This window comes from Chitinophagaceae bacterium (genome assembly GCA_030053935.1).
GTDB lineage: Bacteria > Bacteroidota > Bacteroidia > Cytophagales > JASGCU01 > JASGCU01.
This window is the reverse complement of the sequence record JASGCU010000029.1, coordinates 1-25107: the sequence shown is the minus strand read 5'-3', so window position 1 is coordinate 25107 and position 25107 is coordinate 1. Positions and strand designations below refer to the sequence as shown.

General features: G+C 32.5%; 16 protein-coding genes. 3 read left to right on the top strand and 13 right to left on the bottom strand.

What is annotated here, in order from left to right; all coding sequences use genetic code 11:
• Window positions 1–216: 216 nt before the first annotated feature.
• The 7 genes from QM536_04610 to QM536_04580 all read right to left on the bottom strand — a co-directional run bounded on the left by QM536_04610 (window position 217) and on the right by QM536_04580 (window position 6560).
• Window positions 217–684: a hypothetical protein gene (locus QM536_04610; GenBank protein ID MDI9356295.1), complete on the bottom strand. Its 468-nt coding sequence runs from the start codon at window positions 682–684 to the stop codon at window positions 217–219.
• Between the two features lie 247 nt (window positions 685–931).
• Window positions 932–1828: an agmatinase gene (speB, locus tag QM536_04605; GenBank protein MDI9356294.1), complete on the bottom strand. Its 897-nt coding sequence runs from the start codon at window positions 1826–1828 to the stop codon at window positions 932–934.
• A gap of 229 nt (window positions 1829–2057) precedes the next feature.
• A complete protein-coding gene (locus tag QM536_04600) occupies window positions 2058–3503 on the bottom strand; it encodes an aminotransferase class I/II-fold pyridoxal phosphate-dependent enzyme (protein MDI9356293.1) in 1446 nt (481 codons plus the stop codon).
• 358 nt (window positions 3504–3861) lie between these two features.
• A complete protein-coding gene (locus QM536_04595) occupies window positions 3862–4704 on the bottom strand; it encodes an endonuclease NucS (GenBank protein MDI9356292.1) in 843 nt (280 codons plus the stop codon).
• Window positions 4705–4714: 10 nt separating this feature from the next.
• On the bottom strand, window positions 4715–4996 hold the full coding sequence (locus QM536_04590) for a hypothetical protein (protein MDI9356291.1): 282 nt from the start codon (window positions 4994–4996) through the stop codon (window positions 4715–4717).
• A 1-nt stretch (window position 4997) separates the two neighbouring features.
• On the bottom strand, window positions 4998–5993 hold the full coding sequence (locus QM536_04585; GenBank protein MDI9356290.1) for a hypothetical protein: 996 nt from the start codon (window positions 5991–5993) through the stop codon (window positions 4998–5000).
• 3 nt (window positions 5994–5996) lie between these two features.
• The gene (locus QM536_04580; GenBank protein MDI9356289.1) at window positions 5997–6560 is read right to left on the bottom strand and encodes a DNA methyltransferase; all 564 of its coding nucleotides are present in this window, start codon (window positions 6558–6560) and stop codon (window positions 5997–5999) included.
• A 521-nt stretch (window positions 6561–7081) separates the two neighbouring features.
• Between QM536_04580 and ruvC the strand changes: the two genes are divergently transcribed.
• On the top strand, window positions 7082–7639 hold the full coding sequence (gene ruvC / locus QM536_04575) for a crossover junction endodeoxyribonuclease RuvC (protein MDI9356288.1): 558 nt from the start codon (window positions 7082–7084) through the stop codon (window positions 7637–7639).
• Between the two features lie 27 nt (window positions 7640–7666).
• Here ruvC and QM536_04570 read toward each other — a convergent pair whose 3' ends face one another.
• Entirely contained in the window at window positions 7667–8263 is a 597-nt protein-coding gene (locus QM536_04570) for a 5-formyltetrahydrofolate cyclo-ligase (protein MDI9356287.1), read from the bottom strand.
• Between the two features lie 29 nt (window positions 8264–8292).
• Complete coding sequence (locus QM536_04565) at window positions 8293–9243, bottom strand: threonine/serine dehydratase (protein ID MDI9356286.1); 951 nt, start codon at window positions 9241–9243, stop codon at window positions 8293–8295.
• Window positions 9244–9503: 260 nt separating this feature from the next.
• Between QM536_04565 and QM536_04560 the strand changes: the two genes are divergently transcribed.
• Together QM536_04560 and eno are read left to right on the top strand one after the other, a co-directional pair.
• Window positions 9504–11897 (top strand): penicillin acylase family protein, encoded by a 2394-nt coding sequence (locus QM536_04560; GenBank protein ID MDI9356285.1) that lies wholly within the window; start codon window positions 9504–9506, stop codon window positions 11895–11897.
• 199 nt (window positions 11898–12096) lie between these two features.
• Entirely contained in the window at window positions 12097–13374 is a 1278-nt protein-coding gene (gene eno / locus QM536_04555; GenBank protein MDI9356284.1) for a phosphopyruvate hydratase, read from the top strand.
• Between the two features lie 289 nt (window positions 13375–13663).
• On the opposite strand, the gene QM536_04550 is transcribed toward eno, so the two are convergent.
• The 4 genes from QM536_04550 to QM536_04535 form a co-directional block, all read right to left on the bottom strand.
• On the bottom strand, window positions 13664–16909 hold the full coding sequence (locus QM536_04550) for a TonB-dependent receptor (protein MDI9356283.1): 3246 nt from the start codon (window positions 16907–16909) through the stop codon (window positions 13664–13666).
• Between the two features lie 280 nt (window positions 16910–17189).
• Window positions 17190–19877 (bottom strand): GLUG motif-containing protein, encoded by a 2688-nt coding sequence (locus tag QM536_04545; GenBank protein ID MDI9356282.1) that lies wholly within the window; start codon window positions 19875–19877, stop codon window positions 17190–17192.
• 226 nt (window positions 19878–20103) lie between these two features.
• Window positions 20104–22842: a TonB-dependent receptor gene (locus tag QM536_04540; GenBank protein MDI9356281.1), complete on the bottom strand. Its 2739-nt coding sequence runs from the start codon at window positions 22840–22842 to the stop codon at window positions 20104–20106.
• Window positions 22843–22917: 75 nt separating this feature from the next.
• Window positions 22918–24210 carry a hypothetical protein gene (locus tag QM536_04535; protein ID MDI9356280.1) on the bottom strand — a complete coding sequence of 431 codons (1293 nt, stop codon included), beginning with the start codon at window positions 24208–24210 and terminating at the stop codon, window positions 22918–22920.
• Between the last annotated feature and the right edge of the window lie 897 nt (window positions 24211–25107).

The following is a 25107-nucleotide window of genomic DNA, read 5'->3' as shown; positions in this document are numbered from 1 at the left end:
GTATATATTGATGTCTCTCTTTGTAATACTATCTCAATGGCTTTGGGCTGCCGAAAGTGTGGGATTTGAAATACTCATTGTACAGTTTAGCACCAAAGCCAAATATATGCAGAAATGCTGAATTGAGCACTGAAGCGCCACTTTTGCAAAACACGTGTTGGGAGTTTGCTTTTTTCGTTTAACTATTTGGTGTAATACCTTTGTCAATCAATTAAATTAAAGTTTTATGTCATTTATAGCGTAGATATTCCCCACACCAACTTCTCCATTTTCCAATTCAAACTTTGCTAATATTCGTCTGTACCCGTCTCCTTCAAATTCGTCTAAATATGTCCAATTGTTGACTAATTCGTCAGAAAAGAGTATGAATGCTTCAATATTTTCTTGTTCGTCAATAGAAGAATGCTTAAATCCATAGTAGCCCAGTTCTGCTCCCCAACCTTCTTTAACTAATTTGCCCTTTACAACGCCTTTTATCCATTTTCCATTGATGTGTTCAATCTTTGAATGGTTTGGTCTATTTGGTGCAAGAGTTCCGTAGATGATTATTGACTTTTGTGGGTTATATTCTCTTAAAAATTGTTCTTCATCTACGGTTAAGTATACTTTGTCAATTTTTTCCACGCCTTTACCTTGCGATGTTATTATTATGTTTAGTTTTTTAATGAGTGTATCTATTTCCATATTCTCTTCTGTATGTGAATGTTAGTCCTTGTCTATAGAGATTTCATTAAAGTGACTCCCAACGGTTCTGGGCTTTGCAATGGTGGGAAATTCAAGGCACTAATGTTTCAATTTTGTACAAATGTTTATTAGAATTCCAAATGTTCAAATTTAGTACTAATGCCCTCTGTTTTGCCAAACCCGTGTTAGTGGCTGCCGCTTTTGTGCGTGCGATGATGTATGTTTGAGTTAGAAGCATTACATTATTTTATCTGTTGAGTAACGCTACAAACTCTTTCATACATTTATAGGCTACCATTGCAGTCATATTTTGGTGGTCTCTTGTCGGATTATACTCAACAATGTCAGCTCCAACCATTTCTACAGATGCAGGTATTTTTTGTAAAATATTTAAAACCTCTCTAACTGAAAGTCCGCCTGGTTCGTGGTGAGAAACACCTGGTGCAAAGGCAGGGTCAAGCGAATCGAGGTCTAAGGAAATGTAAAGTGGTCCTTTCAAATCTTTGATAAAATCATAAGAGAAATCTTTCATTTCAATTTGTTTCACTCCAAAACGCTTGACTTGCACACGTTGTGGTGGATTTAAAGTTCTGATGCCCACTTGTGTTAGAGATAGGCATAATTTATTTTCCATTATTCGGGCGAATGGTGAAGCATGAGAATATGGATTATCGTCAAAATTGTCATATAAATCTGGGTGTGCATCAATATGCAAAATATGAAGATTTGGATATTTCTCTGAATATGCTTTTACGATAGGATAAGTTATAGAATGGTCGCCGCCTAAACTTAAAACTTTATGTGTTTTAATTTGCATGGCAATAGCATCTCGAATAATTATAAAATCTTTTTTGGGGTCAGTAGTTGGGAATACCAAGTCGCCTTTATCAATATAAGTTTCATTCTCAAAAACTGGAAAACCTAATTCCGCATAACTATTTGCTGAACCATCTTTATCCATTAGCCGAATTCTATGTGGTGCATAAGAAGGTCCGCGTAGGAATGATGAATTTGAGTCATAAGGTATTCCGATTAGGATTACTTTTATGTCAGCAAAAGGATTATTGGATAAGGTTTCTGTTTTTGGTAAAATTGCACCAATTGAAAGTAAAGAAGAGTTACGGATAAAAGTTTTACGATTCATATTTTTTAAGTTATTAGTTGATATTTAAATGGTTTGGTAGTCAGTTAAGTTGTTTTTTGCGGTTGCCGCTAACGTTTTGCAGCTTGGCAAGGCAGGGATTAGAAGCACAAATGTTTATTAGAATTCCAAATGTTCAAATTTAGTACTAATGCCCCATTATCGCAAAACTGTTGTTGGGGGGTCGTTATTTATTCAAAGCTGTCTGTTTTGTGTCTTTTTTCAAGATATTTTATCCTATTAGTTTTGAAGCAACATCTCTGATAGTGTCTAACAGATAATGTACTGACGACTTTTGTTTTCTGTGATTGATTAAACAAGCACGTAGTACAAATTCTCCTTTTAGTTTCGTACCTGTAATAAACACCCTACCATCAGCTTCTAATGCCGAAATGAGTTGTTGATTGATTTCAATTATTTTTGATTCATTTTCCAAATTCCCTTTGTATCTAAAACACACGATAGCCAAATCAGAAATAGATTTTAATTCAAAATCCTTTGAAGTGCGTATCAAATCCGCTAAATAATAAGTTAAATCAATGTCTTTTTGAATCATCGCTTGGATTTTTGTAAAGCCGTATGCTTTTACAGACATCCATACTTTCAGTGCTTTTGCATTTCTGGATAATTGAAAGTAATGTTCATTAAACTCTAAACGGTCTGATTTCTCCTCAAATGCAGTATCTAAATAATCGGCTTGTTTAAAATAGGTTTCTCGTAAAAAATTCCAATTTTTCACCAAAACACAACCAATTTCAAATGGTTGATAGAGCCACTTATGAAAATCGAGGGCTATCGAATCCGCATTTTCTAAACCTGCATATTTTGATTTTAAGTGTGGCAACGAAGAAGCCAATCCGCCATAAGCCCCATCAATATGAAACCACATATTGTGTTTTTTCGTTATTCGGGATAATTCCGTCAAGTCGTCAATGGCTCCTGTATTGACTGTACCCGCATTACCAACAATACAAAATGGGACAAAACCATTTTGCCTGTCCTCATTGATTTGTGTTTCAAGCGCTGTCAAATTAATTGTAAAATCTTCATTGCTGGCTATTTTTATCAAATTATCTGTTCCAATGCCCAAAAGTGCCACACTCTTATCCGTACAATTATGGGTTTCGTTTGAACAATACACCCGAAACGGTTTTTGTGAAAATAAGCCCGTTTTATTAATTTTTAATGCTTTGAAAAAAGTATTTCTTGCCACTGTCAAACCTGCGAGGTTTGCCGCCGAACCTCCACTTACTAAGGCACCTCCTGCATTTGGAAGATAATTTATCATTTCAGAAGTCCAAGCAATTACCCTTTTCTCTATTTCCGTCATCGATGGGGCTAAATGCCATTTGGTAACATTTTGATTAATTGTAGAGGCTATAAAATCAGCAATAGTGGACATTTGATTGCCGCCTGCCATCACATAGGCATACATATTTTCCCCTAAGTTACCTGTTGCAACATCAACAATTTTTTCTTTTACCTCTCTGAGTAGTTGCAAGCTATCAATACCCGAAAGCGGTAACGGTTCAGTAAACCACTCCTCTATACTTTTTTGAGGCAAGTTATGAAACCCTTTTTGTTTATCACTTTGCTGATATTGCTCAATGATAATTTCAGTTGTTCGGGCAATGAGTTGTAAAAACTCTTCTTCTGAATAATCTAAACTATTGTTCATTTTTTTATAAATATTTTGTCCCAGTAGAAGGCTTGGTTATCGTTTTTTACAATGACCGGCAACATCTCCTTAACCGAACTTGGGTTCGCATTTTTTAATGAATGTATATTATTATTATTTCACAAAAATAAATCAAACATTGAATATAAAATATTTATTTTTGTATTTTCTAAAACTATATTTTTTTTGAGTTTTAATTTTTTATTTAAAAAAAGTAATTATTTCTATAATTAAAAAAGGTATCTCCATAATTACCAATTTTTATAAATAAAATCATGTCTTTTTTATGAGAGAAAATATTATTTTTTGTAAGCAATAAAAAATAAACAAATACATTATGTTCTTATTTTTCAATTATTTATACGTTAATATTCTTTACCTCGCTTGAACTTAAATTAATATCAATTTGTTTTAATTTTATCAAATCATCATCTCGTTGAATGCCACGAATTGCTTTTTTTAATTTTTCGGTTATCCCTTCAAATGCAACTATTATCATTCCACGAACTTGTTGATTTGGTGATAAATTATCGCGAACCCAACCCATATAACGCAATACTTGTCCTACGGCTTCGTCTTCAGTTCTGCCTTTTTTGAGTTCCAAAACTACATAACCTTTGTCGTCTTTGCAAAGCAAATCAATATACGAAACATCGGTTTTGTATTGTCTGCCTTCTTTCAGTAATTTTAAGTTTTTCTCACCTAATAAACTCAAATTTTTCTCTAATATGTCTTCTACAAGTTTTTCATTCATGAGTTTGTAGAGTTGTTCTTCTAATGTTGTTTTGCGTTCTATATCGTCTTCTAATTCAATAAATTGTTTTGCTTTGTCTTCTTTGCCTACGCTAACATAATAATCTAATATTTCTTTTTCTACAACTTCGGTTTCTATGTTGCCCATGTAATTAAACCAATCTTCAAACGTGGAATAATCAATATATTTCAAGGTTTTATATACTTTGGTTATTTGTTCTACGGCTCGTTTTTCGTTGATTAATTTTATTTGATTACTTTCAAATTTCAATGTTGGAGTTAAACCAAAAAGTTGTAATGTTATAGAACCCTGTATTTTTATGGGTTGTGTTATCTCTGCCGATTTTATTAAATTGTGTTGTTGCTCTTTATCTAATTTACGAAATGCAACAATTAATTTTTTACTCTCGTTTACATCTGTATCTAATTTGAAATGAGAAACAAACAAAATATATTCATCAACTGTTTATGTTTTTCACAGACAATTGTAAATTAAATTTCTTTTGAATAATAAAATTTTTATCACAACAAATAACTTTCCCTTTAACAAAATATAAACTATTATGAGATAACCAATGTATAGATGCAAGAAACAAATCTTTGATTTTTTCATTTGAATAATCATCTAACAAATAAATATCTAACTCATTTTTCTTGCTAATACAAATATTATCAATTTTACCAAAAAAAGTTTCAATATTTGAATGATTAATTTTATATTTTTTTAAAAATCTTTCCATTTTACAAATATTCTAAAATATTTTCGTTCCATTTTGATCGTCTAAATTTGCTGAAATCTTTATAAAAATCTCTGCCTGTTTCGTATAATTTTAAAATTCTGTCAAAAGACCAAACTTCTGTCCACGATTTTATTTCACCATTATACATAAATAATTTTCTTATTCTTTGCATTTTACTTATGTCTGTAACAATAATAACTTTTCTTGCACCGAGTGTTTTTACTTGTTTTAAAGCATCTTTGTCTTTTTCAATACTTCCTTTATCACAAACTTCTATAGCCAAATAAATATCATCATCTTTATACCAGAGACAATCTATTTGATAAGGAAAATCATCATAGTGTAATGGTCTTGCTTCTGTAAAAACTTTAAAACCATACCATTCACCAATATGTTTTAACATTTGAATAACTGCACCGTGAGTTGAATTTGCACTCAATTTATCTTCAGAAATTAAATCATATATTTTTTGATAAGCAGGTATTATTTCAATTTCGGTTTCTATTTTAATCTTTTCTTTTTTTGATTTTTGAGGTAACTCTTCTTGTTTTAATAAATCAAATCTATTAAAATACTCAGTTAATTCATAATTTCCAAAAAATCGTAAAGTATAAATACCATTTCTATTTTTTATTACTGGTTTAAATTGTTCAGTATTATCACTTTTATCTTTCAAAATTTCAATCAAAACAGACAAAGGGACTATAAAAATAGTATTTTCATTTTCACAAATAAAAATTTGAAAAGAATTTCTATTTTGACTATAAATAGTATCAAATTGTTTTGTTTCAATTCCATAAAAATATTCATTTCTACTATTTAAACTTGCATAAGCCAAATCAATAATTGTTTGATTATCTTTGTCTTTTAGAAAATATGTAGTATTCCCAAATTCATTTGCATTGCTAATTTCAATATCTAAATCTTTTATTTTTTGCAAAACATTGTCTCTGATGTTGTTAATAACATCTTTGTCTTTTCTTTTGGTAGTTTTCATAATTTAATTCAAACAAAAATTAAATAATTCTTTTGGTAAACTATTCAACGGTGTGCCGTCTTTTACATAAACAGTTACAAATTCCGAAGTATTTTGTGCGTAAAAATTACGTGGATACGGATAACTGCCAAACATTAAACTTTTTGTAGGGTTTGTGCGGTTCCAAATATAAACATCAAAAAGAAAAACGTTTTTAATATTTGTAATTATGGAATGTTGAATATCAGCATCAATATTAAAAATGTGCCTGTTGTAATGCGAATTAAAATCTGCTTTTTTCATAGGCATTAAAGGCGTGTTTATAATTAATTTTCCGTTGGGTTTCAATACTCTTTCGCACTCTTGCCACACTTTCAAAAGTTCGTTAATGTAATTATCGTAACTATCAATATTTCCCAAATCGTCAACGTTTTGCGTAGAATGTTTGTCGGTTTGATAACCGTTTTTAGAATAATCTTTTATGTTAAAATACGGTGGCGAAGTAACAACCAAATCAATAGTATTGTCGGGAACTTCCGACATATTTTGAGACGATTTATAATATACTTTATTTGCGAAATCTATCATTTTTTATTTTTTTGTTCCCTATTAAATTTATTTGCAATTTTAATATTTTTTTCTAACAATGTTTAATTTTTTTTGATTGGTTCGTTTTCGTTACTTTCTATGGAACAGAAACATCTCCTTAGCCGAACTTGGGTTCGCATTTTTTAATGAATGTATATTATTATTATTTCACAAAAATAAATTAAACTGAATGAATCCAAAACATTTTTTTTTGAATTTTCTAAAACTATATTTTTTTTTTGAATTTTAATTTTTTTATTTACAAAAATGATTAAAAAAAGTAATTATTATCTGTAATATAAAAAAAGTATCTCTATAATGATCATTTTCTATAAATAAAATCATATCTTTTTTATGAGAGAAAATATTATTTTTTGTAAGCAATAAAAAGTAAACAAATACATTATGTTCTTATTTTATATTTGCAGGTTATATTTACAAAAAACACTTTAAGGTATGTTTCAAAAGTGCTTTTTAATGGTGTTTTTTATAAAATATAACCAATAATAATATCTACAACTATGGGAGAAAAAGAAGACAATTGTATTTTAGGGGTAGATTTGGGAACGCATACTATGGGATATGCTATTATAAACACACAAAATAAGAGAGTATCTCTCTCTCAATTTGGAGTTATTCGTTTAGAAATGTATGGGTCGGTAGGTGAAAAACTTTTTAAAGCACACGAGCATATTACGGAGGTGATTAAAAATTATAAACCCGATACCATTGCTTTAGAATCTCCTTTTTTAGGTAAAAATGTAAATACCCTTATGAGTTTAGCAAGGTGCCAAGGAGTAATAATGCTTTCTGCTTTCTCACACCATACCCCTCTGTATGAATACTCGCCTCGAAGCATAAAATTAGCAGTCGCAGGAAATGGAAATGCCACCAAAGAGCAGGTAGCCAAAATGCTCCAAGCAATACTTTCTTTCGAACATATTCCGAAACTTTTAGATGCTACCGATGCACTTGCAGTGGCTGTTTGCCATCACTTTCAAAACAATGGTACTTCTCAAAACAAAACTACAAAATGGAAAAATTTTGTGGAAAACAATCAAGAAAGAATCATACCATAAAATTATACAATACATTATTATTTTCAACTATAGCACTATAAGAGGGTTTGCATTGCTATCAAAATTATAAATTTGTTCGGGGGTAATGCAAAAATCTATACGCACATCTTGAAAATGGTAATCTACAGCAAACTCTATGGGCGGAAAAAGAGATAGTCCTATTTTAGGGGTAGAGGAAGGAATATCTGCAAGCCATCTGTCATACATTCCTTTACCATAGCCAATTCTATTTCCTTGTTTGTCAAAGCATAGCAAAGGAACAAAAATAATATCACAACTTCTTTTTGGAATTATTTTCCCATTCGTCGGTTCAGGGATTCCCCATTTATTTATTTTTATTTCTGTATTTTTCTCAAAAAGAGTATTTTCCATAAAAAGGGAATTGGGAAGCATCGTTCCTGTGGTAGTATATATGTTTTTACTCCACAAATAATGAATGAGAAGCCATGTGTTTATCTCTTTCTTTTTTTGTATTGGCAAGAAAATATGAACTATTGTAGATTTATGAAAAAGAATGTGCTTTATACATACATCTTTTATCTTAGCGCTTGCATCTAAAAGATCTGCATCTGTTATAATGTTTCTTTTTTGAAGAAAAAGGTTTCTGACGGTACTTTTATCCATACTTTTTTATAATATTTGCATGCAAGTACTTAAAAAGGGAGTTTTGTAAGGTCTACATTCCCTCCGGAGAGAATAATTCCAATTTTTTTATTTTGAAAAAGTTTTTTTTGTTTGAGAACTGCCGCAAAAGGAACAGAAGAGGAGCTTTCTATTATTAATTTTGTTCTTTCCCATAAAGTTTTCATTGCCTGAATAATTTCGTCTTCGGATACCGTAATTATAGATGGGGAAAAATGTGATATTATTTCAAAATTGATATTTCCCAAAGAGGTTCTAAGCCCATCAGCAATAGTAAATACATTACTTGGTGGCATTTTTTTTTTATTTTGGAGGGATAAAAAAGTATCATTTGCGTTCTCGGGTTCTCCTGCGATTACTTTTGTTTTCGGATAAAAATATTTGCAAGCGAGTAGGCATCCGCTTAAAAGACCTCCACCACCTACGGGACAAAGAATATACTCTAAATCGGGCATTTCGTCTAATAGTTCTTTCGCAGCAGTCGCCTGCCCTGCAATAACAGTACTATTGTCATAAGGAGAAATAAAAAAAGCATTAGTTCTTAACACCACTTCCTGAAGGGTTCTTTCCCTCGCTTCTAAAGTTGGCTCTGATATAGTCACCTCAGCCCCGTATTCTCGGACTGCATTTACTTTTACTTGTGGTGCAGAACTTGGCATTACTATATGTGCTTTTATATTGTGTAATTGTGCAGAAAGAGCAAGAGATTGCGCATGATTTCCCGATGAATGCGTAGCAACACCGTATTTTTTTTGCTCTTCTGTCAAAGAAACAACCGCATTTATAGCCCCTCTCATTTTGAAAGCCCCTGCTTTCTGTAAATTTTCACACTTAAAATAAACATTGCTTCCGGTGATTTTATTTATAGTTTGGGATGTTATGATAGGTGTTTTATGAATGTATCTTTGTATTCTTTTTTCTGCCTCAATAATGTCTTCTCTCAAAGGAAAAATATGTTTCATCTTGTATGTAGTAATAATTTTTTTATGTATCCAATTATCTCAATGTGTTTTTTATAATGTTAGTATGGGTTTCATTTGCTTTTATTTCCATAATTTTATTTATTATAATTATTTTATTGATAAAATAAGCGAAATTTATTTTTATTTTATATAATGAGTCGTACAAAGATTCATTTTGGTAAAAATGAGTAGTTTTTTTTAATTTGGTTTCGCAAGGGTCACATATTATCAAAGTATATTTATTTTTTTAATGATTACGTATGAAAATAGTAAAAAGAGTAGTTTATGGTTTTGCAGGGCTTATAGTAAGTATAGGAATAGTAGTTTTTGTGTATCTCATGCATTTGGCACCGCAGTATGAAGGTGTTCTGCAATTAAAAGGAATACAAGATTCTGTGGAGGTGGTCTTTGATGAGTATGGTATCCCTCATATTTATGGAAAAAATGAGGAAGATATCTTTTTTGCTTTGGGTTATGTGCAGGCACAAGAACGACTTTGGCAAATGGAGCTCATCAGAAGGGTTTCAGTAGGGCGATTAGCGGAGATATTAGGAAAAGATCTTTTGGAAACAGATAAATTTTTTAGAACATTGGGTTTGGATATCTACGCAAGAGAATCTGCCCGCAATCTTTCTCAAAATAAAGAAAGTCCAGTTTTCAAAAATACTCAAGCGTATCTCGACGGAATCAATTCTTTTCAAGAACAGGGCAGTACTCCTTTGGAATTTACCCTTTTGGGTATCAAAAAAACACCTTTTGTATTAGAGGATGTATATAGTGTGGTTGGTTATATGAGTTTTGATTTTTCTATGGCACCCGACACAGACCCTTTGATGACTTTTATATACGAAGAGCTTGGAAAAACATATTTGCAAGATGTTCCATTGGCTATCCCTATAGATACAGAATGGATTAAACACCACAGAGTGAAAGATAGTATGCGACATATTTTTAGAAATCAAATAGAAAATCAAATAGAAAAGATACATACTACCTTGCCTATTCCTTCTTTTAAGGGAAGTAATAGTTGGGTGATAGGTGGGAAAAAAACCAAGAGCGGAAAGGTAATTTTGGCAAATGATCCTCATATAGGATTTGGGCAACCTTGTACTTGGTATGAAGCATATTTGGAATGCCCTTCTTTTCAAATCTATGGTAATTTTTTGTCGGGCTTCCCATTTCCTCTCATAGGACATAATACACGAATTGCTACAGGACTTACTATGTTAGAAAACGATGATATGGACTTTTTTAGAGAGATCATTAATCCAACAGATTCTCTTTCGTATCTTTACAAAGGGAAATGGTTACCTCTTGTCCAGCGCTCTGAAATTATACAGATAAAAGATACAGAACCGGATACGATACAGATACGAGCTACTCATCATGGATCTATTGTCACTTCTTTTTTTAAAAATATGACCAATGCCCCTATAAGTTTTTGGTGGGCTTACACTCATTTACCAAACAAAATATTAGAAGCGAGCTATGGATTAGCCCATGTCAAGAATTTAGCTGATGTAGAAAAACATGCAGCAATGATACATGCGGCGGGATTAAATATCACTTATGGGGATTCTTCGGGAAACTATGCATGGTATTCTGCTGCTCAATTGGTAAAAAGAAATAAAGAATCTCTTCCTATACTTTTTTTAAACGGAAGTGATGGTGAAGATGAAAATACGGAGTTTTATCCATTTACTGACAATCCACACTCCATAAATCCTCCTTGGAATTATGTCTATTCTGCGAATAATCAACCCGAATCTCATAATGGAGAATACCATTGGGGTTATTATATTCCTGAAGACAGAGCAAAAAGAATTGTCGCTCTTTTGGATAATAAAAATGATTGGGATAGAGAGGCAGTTAAACAAATGATGCTTGACCAAACTTCTCCCGTAGCAAAAGATATGATACAAAACTTACTTCCTTTTATTGCATCAACAACCAATCCAATGGAAATGAAAGCAAAAGCAATACTTGAAAATTGGGAAGGTGACTTTGCTCCTCTCTCCCCTGCCCCTACTCTGTATACAAAATGGATGTATAACCTCTATTCTCTCACAATGGAAGATGAATTAGGATATGATAAGTTTGCTGTTTTTATGAAAACGCATATACGATTATATATGATGAATCAATTACTCAAAAATAGTGCTTCTCCTTGGTGGGACGATGTCATCACTCAAGATATACAAGAGACAGAAGAGGCAATTATCCAAAAAGCATTTCAAGTCACTCTATTAGAATTGGAATCGCAATTTCAAACAGATATAGCAAATTGGCATTGGGAAACGGTGCATCCCCTGTCTTTGAATCATCTTTTTGCATCGCAACCTCTTATAGGAAAAATTCTCAATGTAGGAACTTTTTTTATAGGTTCGGGAGAAGAAGTTATTAACAACATGGCTTATACCCCTAATAAAGAAGGTATATATGCAGTGGCTTTTGGTCCTTCTGCAAGAAGAATTATCGATTTTTCAGATATAGAAAACTCTATGAGTGTTCTCCCTACGGGACAATCGGGAGTTATTTCCAGCCCTCATTACAGCGACCAAACTTCTCTGTATATAAACGGAAAATGGAGAAAAATGATTATGAAAAAAGAGAATATCTTGCATAAACGAGTGCTTTTTATACAAGCAAAATGACATGTGGTATTTTTGGATATACTATTTTTTATTTTTCTTCGTGTTTAGAAAAGATTTTTTAAAATATTTTTAATCATAATTTTCTTATAAATATTTACAAAAACAATATATTTATAAAAATGTTTTACTTTGCTAAAAATAAGTTTCGTCCCACAATTATTATTAATTACATATTAATTCTATATTTAAAAATAAAACAATGAGTTCTATTCGTAAAATTAATGCGCGTCAGATTTTAGATTCCAGAGGAAATCCTACCATAGAGGTAGAAGTTTTCACAGAAAATGGTGGTTTTGGAAGGGCAGCAGTTCCTTCAGGGGCAAGCACAGGCACTCATGAGGCAGTAGAGCTGAGAGATAATGATCCTAAAAAGTATTTAGGAAAAGGAGTGAGCAAAGCGGTTCAAAATGTAAATCAAATAATTGCAAAAGAAATTTGTGGAATGAATGCCTTTAACCAAAAACTTATTGATAGTTGTTTAAAAGAAATAGATGGTACTCCCAATAAAGCACATTTAGGAGCAAATGCTATTTTAGGAGTATCTCTTGCGGTGTCTCATGCGGCTGCCAATGAATTAGGTATTCCATTATATAGATATTTAGGAGGAGTAGGGGCTTGTGTTCTGCCTCTTCCGATGATGAATATTATTAATGGTGGCTCACATTCTGATGCTCCTATTTCTTTTCAAGAATTTATGATAAGACCTGTTGGAGCAAAAAATTATTCTGAGGCAATGCAAATGGGAGTAGAGGTATTTCATACTCTTAAGAAAATTCTGAAAGCGAAAAATCTCTCTACAGCAGTTGGAGATGAAGGAGGATTTGCACCTAATTTTGCAGGAGGAACAGAAGAAGCAATTGAAACCGTCATAGATGCTGTCCATAAGGCTGGTTATAGAATAAAAACAGATATTACCCTTGCATTAGATTGTGCTTCCTCTGAATTTTTTCATAACAATGGTTATGATTATACAAAATTTGAAACCAAAACATCGCCTATACGAGATACCACGCAACAAGTAGATTATTTGGCATCTTTAGTAGAAAAATATCCTATTGATAGCATAGAAGATGGTTGTGCAGAAAGTGATTGGAAAGGTTGGAAAATGTTGACTCAAAAAATAGGACACAAATGTCAAATAGTAGGTGATGACTTATTAGTCACCAATATCTCTTTTCTCAAACAAGCTATTCAAGAAAAAGCGGCAAATTCAATACTCATAAAAGTAAATCAAATAGGAACGCTTTCTGAAACTTTGGAAGCAATAGAGATGGCTCATAAAGCGGGATGGACAGCAGTTATATCTCATAGATCTGGGGAAACAGAAGACAATACTATTGCTGACATAGCAGTTGCTACTAATGCGGGGCAAATAAAAACAGGTTCTCTCTCTCGCTCTGATAGAATGGCAAAATATAATCAACTATTTAGAATAGAAGAAGATTTAGGAACAGTTGCAAAACTTTTTCAAAACTAATCATCTATTAAAAAGCAGTACCCACCATCTCTATTTACATTATTAGGTAAACTAAAAAAACTCAAATTATATTCTTTACGAACATAGTTTGAGTTTTTTTCATCACTTTTCTCTGTTTTCTTTTTAGATAAGATTTCAATTCTTATACGACATTTCTCTTAACGACATTTCGCCTATTTTTATCTGTCGGTTATGTTAGATTACTTGGTGAATAAATAACCCACGCTATGTAAAGATATTTTTTACATAACGTGGGTATACGTTTATAATTCTCTTATGCTTTGGTTACCTAATCAAAAATATATCTGATTCCAAACTGCATTTGCCATCTGCTTGCAAGAGAAAAGTCATTTTGGAATGTTTTTGTTTGATTGGTATCGAAACTGTAAGTAGGTATTCCTTGACTATTCACAGAAACCCCTACTGGCTGTAATAATCCTGTATTGGTAGAGATTTGTCTTACTCCCCATGAATTATTTATGAGATTTCCTACGTTCAAAATATCCATATTGAGTTGAATAGTATGTTTTTTTATAACGAAGTTTTTTACAATTCTCAAATCCCAATGATTATACCAGGGGCTTAATGCTCCGTATTTTTCGGTATAGCTGCCTTTTTTAGAAGAAAGATATTCGTCTTGATTGATAAAAGATTTCAATGCTCCTTTTTGGGCTGTTTGTGCTGTAGCATCTCCCGAAAAATTCATTCCATCTATTTGTGCATCTGTGGGAACATATAATAAATCATTGAGTCCAGACCCATCATTATTTAAATCTCCTGAGTAGGTATAAGAATATCTTCCTCCTTCTATATATTCTGTAAATAAACTGATGTTAAAATTAAGAGGAAGAGACACTGCAAGAACTCCTAGTATTCTATTTCTATTTCCATACAAAGAAGGAGCAAGATTAGGAATATTGGTATTATTTATATTAGCAGGGTTTCTATCATAAGCATCACCTGATATTTCGGCGGGAATAGAAGAAGCATCTTGTGCATCTAAGTAGTTATAACCTAATTTTACGTAGAGATTTGTTTTTCCAAATTGAAATGTTCTTTCTGTTTGGAGGGAAAGATTAAAAGAATATCCTACATCAGTATTTGTAAAGACGTATGCAGTATTTGCTCCTTTATCTTTTGCTAAATAGACGGGACGGTTATCAAAAGAAGTGTTGAGCCGTGCAGTTGGTTTTATAAGTCCGTAGTTTCTTACCATCATTGCGTTTAGGTCTTTTGTATAGAGTACATCTATTGAGGATTTCCATCCCAAGATATCTATATCATATCCTAAGTTACTTCTCCATACTTGTGGGAATTTAAAGTCAGGATCTGTTACACAGTAAAAAAAGAAAGCAGGGTTTGCTACTTGATTTCCGAGCCATACGAATGGGAAACGTCCCGTAAATAAACCTGTTCCTCCGCGTAGTACCATTTTTTTATTTCCTGTGATGTCATAATTAAAACCAAAACGAGGAGAAATAAGAGGTACCTGATCCGGTAATTTAGTGGTAGACAGTTTAGTTGGTCTTCCATCGGGATAATAATAGACTATATCAGGCATATAAGCACCTACTCTCTCTATATTCTCTTGAGCTTTTTCTGGAGTATCAAAGTAGAGTGGTTGGTCCATTCGGATTCCTATAGTAATGTGAAGTTGTTTACTTACTGCTATTTCATCTTGTGCATAAAAAGCCAGTTGCCCTACATTTGTCTCTGCTAATGCCCATCCTCCAAAAGGTCCATTATTTCCTGTTTTATTTTGTTCATAAGTAGCTAAGGCAGAGGCAACTTCTGCTCCTAAGGCATCTTTTGAAAGGTCTATTTCTATATTTTTAATATCTATAGGGGGGAAAAATACTCTTGGTCCGTATCCCGTAAGATTAAAAGAGTTTTGAAAACTAAATCTTTCAAAACTAAAACCCACAGTGATGGTATGTTTTTTTACAAAGTAGGTAAAATCATCTCTGAGTTGAAATACAAATTGGTTCAGTTTATTTGCAATAGAAAATGGTTCATGTCCTGCAACTATATAAGGAATTCCATCTCTTGATATATTTATTACAGGAAATGGTGTTGATTTTGGGTCTCTGTAATCAATAAAAGCAGAATAGCCAATTTGTAGTTTATTAGAAAAGCTATTGTTGAAGTTTGACTTGAGATCTATAATTCCTGAGTAGAGATTGTTATTAATACGGTATCCTGAATTTTCAAATTGTAAGGTTTGAAAATCAGGTCCTCTTCTTCCAAGAGCAGAAGGGTGGGCGGGTTTATCTTTCAATGCCTGTAGGACATTTCCTGTGATAGAAAGCTTGTGTTTATCGCTTATATTAAAATCAAATTTGAGTATTCCTTTATAGCTATTGGTATAATGAATATACTTTTCATAAGCTCCTGTTTCGTATCCGAAGTTTGTTTTTAAGAGATTGCTGACTTTTTGTAAATCAGATGCGAGGACACGGCTTTCATTGCCTGCTCCTGTTCCTGTATTAGCAAACCAATAAGATCCGTAGTCATTTGCGGTGCTTTGTTCATAATTAGCAAAAAAGAATATTTTGTTTTTTATGATAGGACCTCCTACACTAAAACCGAGTTGGTTTTGAGAAAGGTTTCCAGCGGGAACTTCAGAGTTATTTACTTTTTTTCCGTATAAAGCACTGTTTCTAAAATATTCAAACACTGTTCCTTTGAATTGATTCGTTCCTGATTTGGTTACTAAGTTTACTGCTGCGCCTGTAAAACCTGCTTGTGTTACATCATAAGGAGCAATAGAAACACTTACTTGCTCTATAGCATCTAAAGAAATAGGTTGTGCATCTGATTGTCCGCCTGGTGTAGCAGCATCTAATCCAAAAGGGTTATTAAAAATTGCTCCGTCTAGTGAATAATTATTAAATTGGCTGTTTCTTCCTGCAAAAGATCCACCTTCTGCCGCCATGGGATTTAATTTTGTTAAATCCGATTGGGAGCGTGTTATGTTCGGAATAATCTGTATTGATTTTGCGCTAATATTAGTAGAAACACCACTTCTTTGAGATTCGTTCGTTCTCTCGGCTGCTACCGTTATATCTTGTAATTGTATATCTTCGGTAGAAAGGGTGAAGTTAATCTCTAATTTCTCATTCAAATTCAAAAATATGTCATTTTTTTTTGAATCCGCATAACCTACATACGTTACCGTTACGGTATAAGGACCTCCAACTCTCACATTATTAATAGAAAAGAGTCCTCCATCACGAGTAATAGAACCATAACGGGTCCCTGATGGTTCATGAACAGCTACTACTGTAGCACCAAATAAACCCTCGCCTTTTACATCTGTTACTATCCCATCTAATGAAGAAGTGGTGACTTGAGAAAAACCTCGTATCTGAACTTCCAGCACTAAAAAAAGAATCATTACCCCCCTCAAAAAACCTGGTCGCAAAAAATGATAAGGATCTATAAAAAATAAATACCTATCCCATGGGGAAGAAAGGTATCGCTTTTTTATTACTTCCGTATTTTTATACGTACAGGTAACAAAAAATGTATGCAATAACACACACATTAAAAAAACCAATAATAAAAACATAATTAATGTAATAATGAGATATATAATTTATTTAATAATACATGTAAACAAAATATTTACATAATGGCAATATAGAAAAATTGTAATATAATAAGAATTATAAGTTATAAATTAATTATTAGTAGTTGAAATTTTTTTTCGAAAAGTATTTTTTACAAGAATATTGAGTTTTAAAACTATTGCTAATAGAATAGTTAGGAAATTATAAATGTATCGAAAATAACTTTTGGAAGTCGGCTTGGGGTTAATTCTTAATTATTTTGGTTGTTAATAGTACCTGTTTTTTTTCTCCATATACTATTATAATATATTCCCCTTTTGGTAGGTTTTTCGTAGAGACGTGATGCGTTCCATCAGTAGATACAGTATTAGTAGCGTCTCTAGTATTATATACGTCTCTAGTATTTATATCATATATCTTTACAGATGAAATTTTTTGATTTTTATCTATTTGAATGGTAATGTAATCATTTGCAGGATTAGGATAGATGACTACTGCAGAACTTTCTTTTTCTATAGAAGTTATAGGGAACATATTAAATACTGTGACTGTTTGCTGAGCGGTAGCGGGATTAAACTGTGCATTTCTTTCTTGGCTTGCTGTGATGACTACTGTTCCTGTGTCTACTGCGGTGAGGGTATTTTTACTTATACTTATTATTCTATTGTTACTGGAATTAAAAGTTATTGCTACGGGACTATTAGAAGTAGCAGTAAGAATATGCGTTTGTCCTATGGTAAAATTAGGAATAGCAGTAAAGGTAAGCTTGGGTATAGGTAAGACAGGATTTATGAATGTTATATTTTGAGTAGCGGTAGCAGAATTATATGCTGCATTTGCTGCTTGTATGGCTGTAACTATTACATTTCCGGTTGTTTTTGCAAGAACAGTATTTCCTGTGATACTTATTTTTCCGACGTTCGATGTAACAAAATTTATTGGGACAGGACTGTTAGAAGTAGCAATAAGAACGTACTTTTGTCCTATGCTGAGATAAGGAAGATCACTAAAAGTAAGAGTGGGATTTGTTTTAAGAGGATTATTTAATTCATTTATGATGAGTGCTTGTGTTGCAAATGCTCCTGAATAATTACTATTCCCCATGTTATAAGCGGTAATATTCACTACCCCTACTTCATTGATAGTTACTGTATTATTGTTGATGCTTACCAAAGTAGAAGATGCAGAAAACATCACAGGTAAGCTTGCAGAAGAACTTGCATTTATAGCAAAAGGAGCATCTCGGTATATTTTTATATTCAGAGGAGTAAAAGTAATTGTTTGTGGTTCCCTCAATCCATTTTGAATATTGGTAATAGTATAAGGATATATGATATCTGTAGTTTCAATTATATTGGCAGTAAAACTTATTCTTGCTACAATAATGGTAGCACGGGTAGTATCAGTTCCATTGTTCACATTTGCTATACTGCTGATGGTGTCTATATTTGTCTTACTTGGTGTTGTTTGAGTAAAGTTTACACCATTTATAGTGAGTCTTGCTCCCTCATGTATTGCGGGTAAGAAGTTTTGATTATATATAAAACCAGGTCCTAGTTCTCGTATGCTATCTATTACTGATTCTGTATCGCTTTGCAGATCAGAAAGAGTGAGACCTCTCATATATAATACACTACCAGAAGTAGTTTCTATTCCTACTTTTTCATTATTACTTCTTGCTATTCCATCTACTCTTTGAGTAGCATCTCTATTCCAATAGCCATGGTTTATTGTTCCAGTATTATTATTTCCTACCAATCCGCCGATATAAGAAAGAGCTGATACAGATCCTGTAGCGTAAGCTTGGGTTATTGTTCCTTGGTAATTATTTCCCACTAATCCGCCGACATTAGTGGTACCAGAAACAGATCCTGTAGCATATCCTTGGCTTATTGTTCCTCTATAATTATGTCCCACCAATCCACCGGCATAATAAGAATAGCTAGAGGCAGATCCCGTAGCATAGCTTTGGGTTATTGTTCCAAGATTACCTCCCACCAATCCTCCAATAGAAAAAGAAGAACCTGAGACAGGTCCTGTAGCATAACTTTGAGTGATATACCTCGAATTCTCTCCCACTAATCCGCCAGCATATCTATTACCTGAAACAGCTCCCGTAGCATAACTTTGAATTATTATTCCATAATAATTATCTCCCACTAATCCGCCGACATAAAAAGTAGAACCCGAGACAGCTCCTGTAGCATAACTTTGAGTTACATTTCCTGAATTTCCTCCCACTAATCCACCGACAGATTTTTCACCAGATACTGATACTGTAGAATAACTTTGGTTTATTGTTCCTTGATAATTATCTCCAACTAATCCACCAGTATAAGAAGAACCCGAAACAGACCCTGTAGTATAACTTTGAGTTATTGCTCCAAGATTCGAACCCACTAATCCTCCAACATAATCACTTCCATAAATATCTATATTTATAAGACCTATATTTCTAATTCTACTATTAAATTCTGTCAATCCAAAAAAACCTACATAATAAGTAGAGATTCTCTTTATATACAGATAGTTTATTGCCCATCCATTTCCTTCAAAAGTAGTATTAAAAGCATCAGTAGAATCCCCAATAGGATTCCATCCACCTTCTGCAATAAAAGAAATATTGACACTCCCTGATCTATAAGAAGCACTATTTCTAAAATCTAGTTCTCTTGTCAGCTCATATCCATTACAAGTGCTCCCACTACAAGTACCGGTGAGATTATATCTGATAGAATCTAAAGCTTCTATAAAACTTATTTCTATAAGTCCATCTCCATCAAGGTCTCTATATGTTGTTTGAGCTTGAACATTTCCTATGGTAATATTACTTATGATAAGAGTATTAGTATACATTATATACATTAATGGGACCACTTTTAATAAATATGCTACTTTTTTGTAAACGAAACAAAGTGTATTTGTAACCATGTGTTTTTTAGTTATATAAATAAATGTAAAAAATGTAATATAAATGCAATATATATTTTTTAAATACTTCACTTTATAATATTAAAATTAAAAATAAAAATAATTAAAATGTATATACAAAATGAAGGGATTATGAGTTTATTAATGGATTTGATAATAGAAAAGATAATAAAAGAATAAAAATTTGTAGAAATCTTGGTTTTTTTTACGAATCATTTGTTCCAATTCAAAATGTATATTGAATAGAAATGGATGCGGAAGAACCTTTTGTATATGTTCTCCAGACAAGGTTATTATCGGTCAGATATTGATATGGGGGGTTTAGAATATCATTTATACTGAGCTTCCATTCCCATCTTGTATGAAATGTTTGGGAGACAGTAAAGTCCAAGTTGTGACGTGGCATTTCATAAATAGTTTGATTACCTAAATTATCCCCTACTACAAAGATTCTTTTCCCAATAATATTATAGAGAAGATTGCATTGCAGTGTTTTTCCTTCGTAATATATTCCTGCGTTTATAATGTATGGGGATTGCCCTTGCAGATTTCTCTTGCTTATCTGCCCTTCGAGGTTAGAAGCATCTACTTGGCTGTGTATATAAGAAGCATTTGCGACTATTTGTAAATTATGTGAGGGATGGATACGAATATTTTTCTTTATTTCCAATTCTATACCTGCATTGGAAGCACTTGCAGGGTTCGTAAAATAAAAAGCAGTTCCACTACCCGAAGATCTCCCTGTTGCCTCTATAGGATTGATGAAATATTTATAAAATACTCCCAAAGAGATAATATCTTCTTTGCTTGGATAGTATTCATAACGAATATCAGCATTATGAATAGATGCTACTTTGAGAGTTGGGTTGCCTGTTTTGGCAATATTCAGTTCAAAATCATAATAGCTAAAAGGGGCAAGTTCTCTCAATTCAGGTCTATTCACAGATATTCCATATCCTGTTTTGATGGTATGATTGGGAATGATGGTGTATTGCAAATGGATACTTGGTAAGATAGAAAGTATAGGATTATTGACTTCTACAGGCAAACCGCTTCCTCGGTATTGGCTTTGTAGTTGCTGCTTATTGTATTCTGCTCTTATTCCCCAAGTAGAAAAGAGTTTATGAAGAGAAAAGAGTAGGTTTATATATCCTGAAATGTTGGTATTTTGTGCGGTATAGGCATCATCATAGTTTGTACCTTCATACAGCGAAAGTGCGTTCTGTTCTTTTAGTTTTTCTGTGCTAAAAAATTCATCAATAGAAAGCGATTCAATAGGAATATTTTTAGGATTTATATATCCAAACCACCTTGCTGAGAAGGTACGGTTTTTATATTCTGTGAGGGTCCCAAATTTTAGTTTCAAAAAAGTATTTGCATTATCTTCTTTTATAATATATTCAAAATTAAGAGCCATCATACCTGTATTTTCCTTCAAGGCAGACCAAAATCTTGACCCTTGGGTCAGGGAAGGATTGGAAGTAGAAGGAACATCTACTTTGTAATTGCCTGATGAAGAGGTGGCAGAAGTGCTAAATCTTCTGTAATCGGGTTCTTCTCTGTTGGTAAGATTATAAGAAAGCGTTGCATTGGCAAAAAGTTTTTTATTAAAAGGATATGCAAAAGCAAGTTGTGTAGTATATATAGACTTTCCTTCGTATCGAAAGCCATAGTTTTTATAATAAATACCGTCATTAGTATTAGAACCTGTTCTCAGAAGCGTTTCTTTTATTCCTGTATTAGTAAAAAAATGTTTCCAGTGTACTTTCATATCCGTTTTCAAAGCAGTATAAAAATTAGATATAATTCCTACTTTTACAGTATTACTTGTGTTTTTGTCTTCCCAATTTTGCACTAATTGATCGTTAGAAATACCCTCGTATCTTTTTTGTATTGCTTGAAAAGGCATAATAGAAGTGTGCGAATAAGAAACATTGGACACATTGGCAATAGTAATTCCTTGTATTTTTATATTTTTTTGAAATCCTATATTGAGTCGTCCATCGGGTAGAATAGTTGTAGAATTTACATTATAATAAGGATTTAGAGCAATGAATAGTTCATTGGCGGCTCCTCTATTATTTCCATTTATGATGTCACGGTTGAGTATATTCATACTTCTATATCCATTATCAAAACCAAGAAAATCGGTTGCACTTCCTTTATACGCATTAGAATTTTCAAAAGAAACGTTGCTTCTGATAGATGTTCCTAAGGAAAGTGTAGTTTTTTCTTCGTCTATTACAGAACGGGAGTACACTTTTATAATTCCTCCTGCCACCTCTCCTGGGAGTTCTGCGGAAGGGCTTTTTATTATAAGGATTCTATCTATAACATTACTCGGAATAACATCAAAAGCAAAAGACCTCGTATCTACTTCTGCGGAAGGACTTATAGCGTCATTGAATAAGACAGTATTATACCTTTCGTGTAATCCTCTTACGAGAAGAAATTTATCATTCATCAGAGTTATGCCCGTAATTCTTTTCATTATTTGTGCGGCATCTCTATCGGCAGCTTTCCCTATCTGTTGTTGTGAGACTCCCACGGCTATTTGCTCTATTTTTTTTATTTCTAACATGCTTGCGAGTTCTGTATTGGTTTGTCTCTGTCCTGCAACAGTCACTTCTTGCAGATGTTTTTCTTCTTCCTGTAGCAATACATTCTTTAAAAAAAGAGTGTCTTTATTATCTGTGTTTATAAATATTCTTTTGCTGCTATAAGAAATATAAGTAAAGAGAAGAAAAAAACTTGTTTCTTTTGTTTTCAAAATAAATATTCCATTTGCATCGGAAGATGTTCCTATTCCTGTGCCTTCTACTGTTACATTTACAAAAGGAATTCCTTCTTTTTGAATGCTATCTCGCACAGTTCCTATAATGACTGTTTGTGCTTTACTGGTAAAGCGGGTAAAAAAAAGAAATACTAAAAAAAGAGAAAAAATTGATATTTTATATATACGCATATTGTTAAGATGAAAAGTTTGAGTAAAAATGGTTTTTAGAGCATTACTCCAAAAACCATTTATGATGGTGAATAATTAATAATTTGTGTTTTGTGGGTCAAAATTTGTCCAACTTTCTGTCCAATTTTCTGTGCTAAAAGCACCTATATACGGAGAGGTTCTAAAATCACTTGGAAGAGCAATTCCTCTATTCAAAAGGGGTGAAGCACTTTGTGGCAAAAAGCTTGGGTTTTTTAAGCTATTAAAAGTTTCAGGAAGTAATACATCGGCTACTGTCCAATGAGTATAATTATTATTACTATAAAACTTCACAGAATCTGTGGTAAGAATCGGTTTTGTCATTCCTATTAAAACAAGCCCTTGAATAACAGAAGCACCTGACTTATAATTGGCTTGACTTGCAGAACCGTTCAATTCTAATCCCGCTTTAGGATAAGCACCTATTATCAAAGAGTTATAAATACTCAGGGCAGAGTTTCTTCTTATCAATATTCCATCATTATATTTTGAATTAGGAGTTCCTTCACTGATAAATATGCTCATATTTGCAAATTTTGCAGATGTTTGAGGGATTGCGGCAGTTCCTGCCCCATCATTATCGCTTTCAAAAGCGTTAGAAGAAGAACAAGCACACTGATCGGATACCTTCGGGTCACGTATAGATAATCCAAATTGAACTCTCCCACTAAAACCATTATCCGTATCAAAATCATCATCTACAGGACTCAAAGAGATGAGATGGGTAGCGTTTACCGTTCCCCCAAACCATTCGAAAGAATCATCTCCAGAATAAGATACCTGAACATAATCAACCGTAGTACCATTACCAACACCACCAAAAGTAAGTCCATTAATTTCTTTATCGGGTTCAAAGGCAATTCCTGCAAATTCAACTCTCACATATCGGAGAATTCCTGAATTATCTGCGGCATTATTTCCCCCAAAAGTAGAAACATTTTCACCTTCGATCACGATAGGAGTTTTATTAACGGGAGCATTTCCCAGAATAATAATCCCACCCCAATCTCCTGCGCTTCTGCTCCCTCTCTCTTGGCTAGAAGTAAAAACTATAGGGTTTTCTTTTGTTCCTTCGGCAATAATTTTAGCACCAGGAAGTACTATAAGTGATCCTTTAGTATTCTTATCTCCTTTGATAATCGTTCCTGCTTCTATTGTCAAAATAACACCTGACTTTACATACACAAATCCCTTTAAAGTATATTTGTTATTAGCAGTCAGAGTGCGATTTTGTGAAATTTCACCCGACAATTCCGCTACTCCTGAGGGGGTCACTCCTCCATTATCATTCCCATTATCGCATCCCCACGTAAAAAAAACTATTATTATTATAACTAAGTATGTTTTCATAAATATATATTGTAGATTATTAAAAATTATTGAATGCGAATATTATAAACCTAAGAAATCACAAGCTATGGAGGTTCATATTTGTGTTTTATATATTGCACGAAAGAAAGAAAAGGATTATAGAGTATCTTTTGGAAGAAAATACCTTTTTGTTTTAAAGGAAGTCCTTTTTTCCAACAAAAATAAAGAATGCAATACAGGAATACCGAGAATATATTCTCGATGTGTTTGCATATCTTTTGAGTATCAAAAGTATAAAAAAGAGGATAAGAGCTTATAAAAGAAAAAAAGAAAAAATTATTTGTCATAAAATAAGTAAGAATAATCAGTATAGATTAAAAAACTTTTTATGAGAGTAATTTTTTCTTTTCTAAAAGAGAGAATTACGCTTAATAACCGTAAAGTTATAAGGTTAGGTAGTATTTGTATATTGTAATAACAATGCTCAAGTTAATAATTATTTTTTAAATATAACCTTTTTAATAAAAAAATATCATTTTTTCAAATGCTTTTTCTGAATTTATTGATATTTGAATTATAGAAAATATAAAAAACAGAAATATTATTTTTGAAAAAACTTTTTTAAACATAATTTTATAAATTGATTTTAATTTGTATAATAAAATTATAACATAATTATTTTTATAAAAATGAACTTATACACAGGTATTTAAAAAATTAATAGCGATTACATCATATAGATATAATCGCTATTTTAAGGTTAAAAATATTTCACTAATATACTCGTATACAATTTGTTGGGTTAATTACTCCTATTGCTTGACTCCATCCTGCTCCATTTAAGGTAGCATAGATTTCTATTTCTGGGTTTCCGTAAAATTTCCATCCTCCTTTGCTAGGATCAAGTCCAGCCGCACCAGGATTAAAATCTTGATT

Excerpts from the sequence above, each read along its gene's own strand:
- QM536_04590 (MDI9356291.1), bottom strand. The coding sequence starts at position 4,996 with ATGGAAAGATTTTTAAAAAAATATAAAATTAATCATTCAAATATTGAA.
- QM536_04580 (MDI9356289.1), bottom strand. The coding sequence starts at position 6,560 with ATGATAGATTTCGCAAATAAAGTATATTATAAATCGTCTCAAAATATG.
- speB (MDI9356294.1), bottom strand. The coding sequence starts at position 1,828 with ATGAATCGTAAAACTTTTATCCGTAACTCTTCTTTACTTTCAATTGGT.
- QM536_04540 (MDI9356281.1), bottom strand. The coding sequence starts at position 22,842 with ATGCGTATATATAAAATATCAATTTTTTCTCTTTTTTTAGTATTTCTT.
- QM536_04610 (MDI9356295.1), bottom strand. The coding sequence starts at position 684 with ATGGAAATAGATACACTCATTAAAAAACTAAACATAATAATAACATCG.
- QM536_04585 (MDI9356290.1), bottom strand. The coding sequence starts at position 5,993 with ATGAAAACTACCAAAAGAAAAGACAAAGATGTTATTAACAACATCAGA.
- QM536_04545 (MDI9356282.1), bottom strand. The coding sequence starts at position 19,877 with ATGGTTACAAATACACTTTGTTTCGTTTACAAAAAAGTAGCATATTTA.
- QM536_04600 (MDI9356293.1), bottom strand. The coding sequence starts at position 3,503 with ATGAACAATAGTTTAGATTATTCAGAAGAAGAGTTTTTACAACTCATT.
- QM536_04565 (MDI9356286.1), bottom strand. The coding sequence starts at position 9,243 with ATGAAACATATTTTTCCTTTGAGAGAAGACATTATTGAGGCAGAAAAA.
- QM536_04535 (MDI9356280.1), bottom strand. The coding sequence starts at position 24,210 with ATGAAAACATACTTAGTTATAATAATAATAGTTTTTTTTACGTGGGGA.
- QM536_04560 (MDI9356285.1), top strand. The coding sequence starts at position 9,504 with ATGAAAATAGTAAAAAGAGTAGTTTATGGTTTTGCAGGGCTTATAGTA.
- ruvC (MDI9356288.1), top strand. The coding sequence starts at position 7,082 with ATGGGAGAAAAAGAAGACAATTGTATTTTAGGGGTAGATTTGGGAACG.
- eno (MDI9356284.1), top strand. The coding sequence starts at position 12,097 with ATGAGTTCTATTCGTAAAATTAATGCGCGTCAGATTTTAGATTCCAGA.
- QM536_04570 (MDI9356287.1), bottom strand. The coding sequence starts at position 8,263 with ATGGATAAAAGTACCGTCAGAAACCTTTTTCTTCAAAAAAGAAACATT.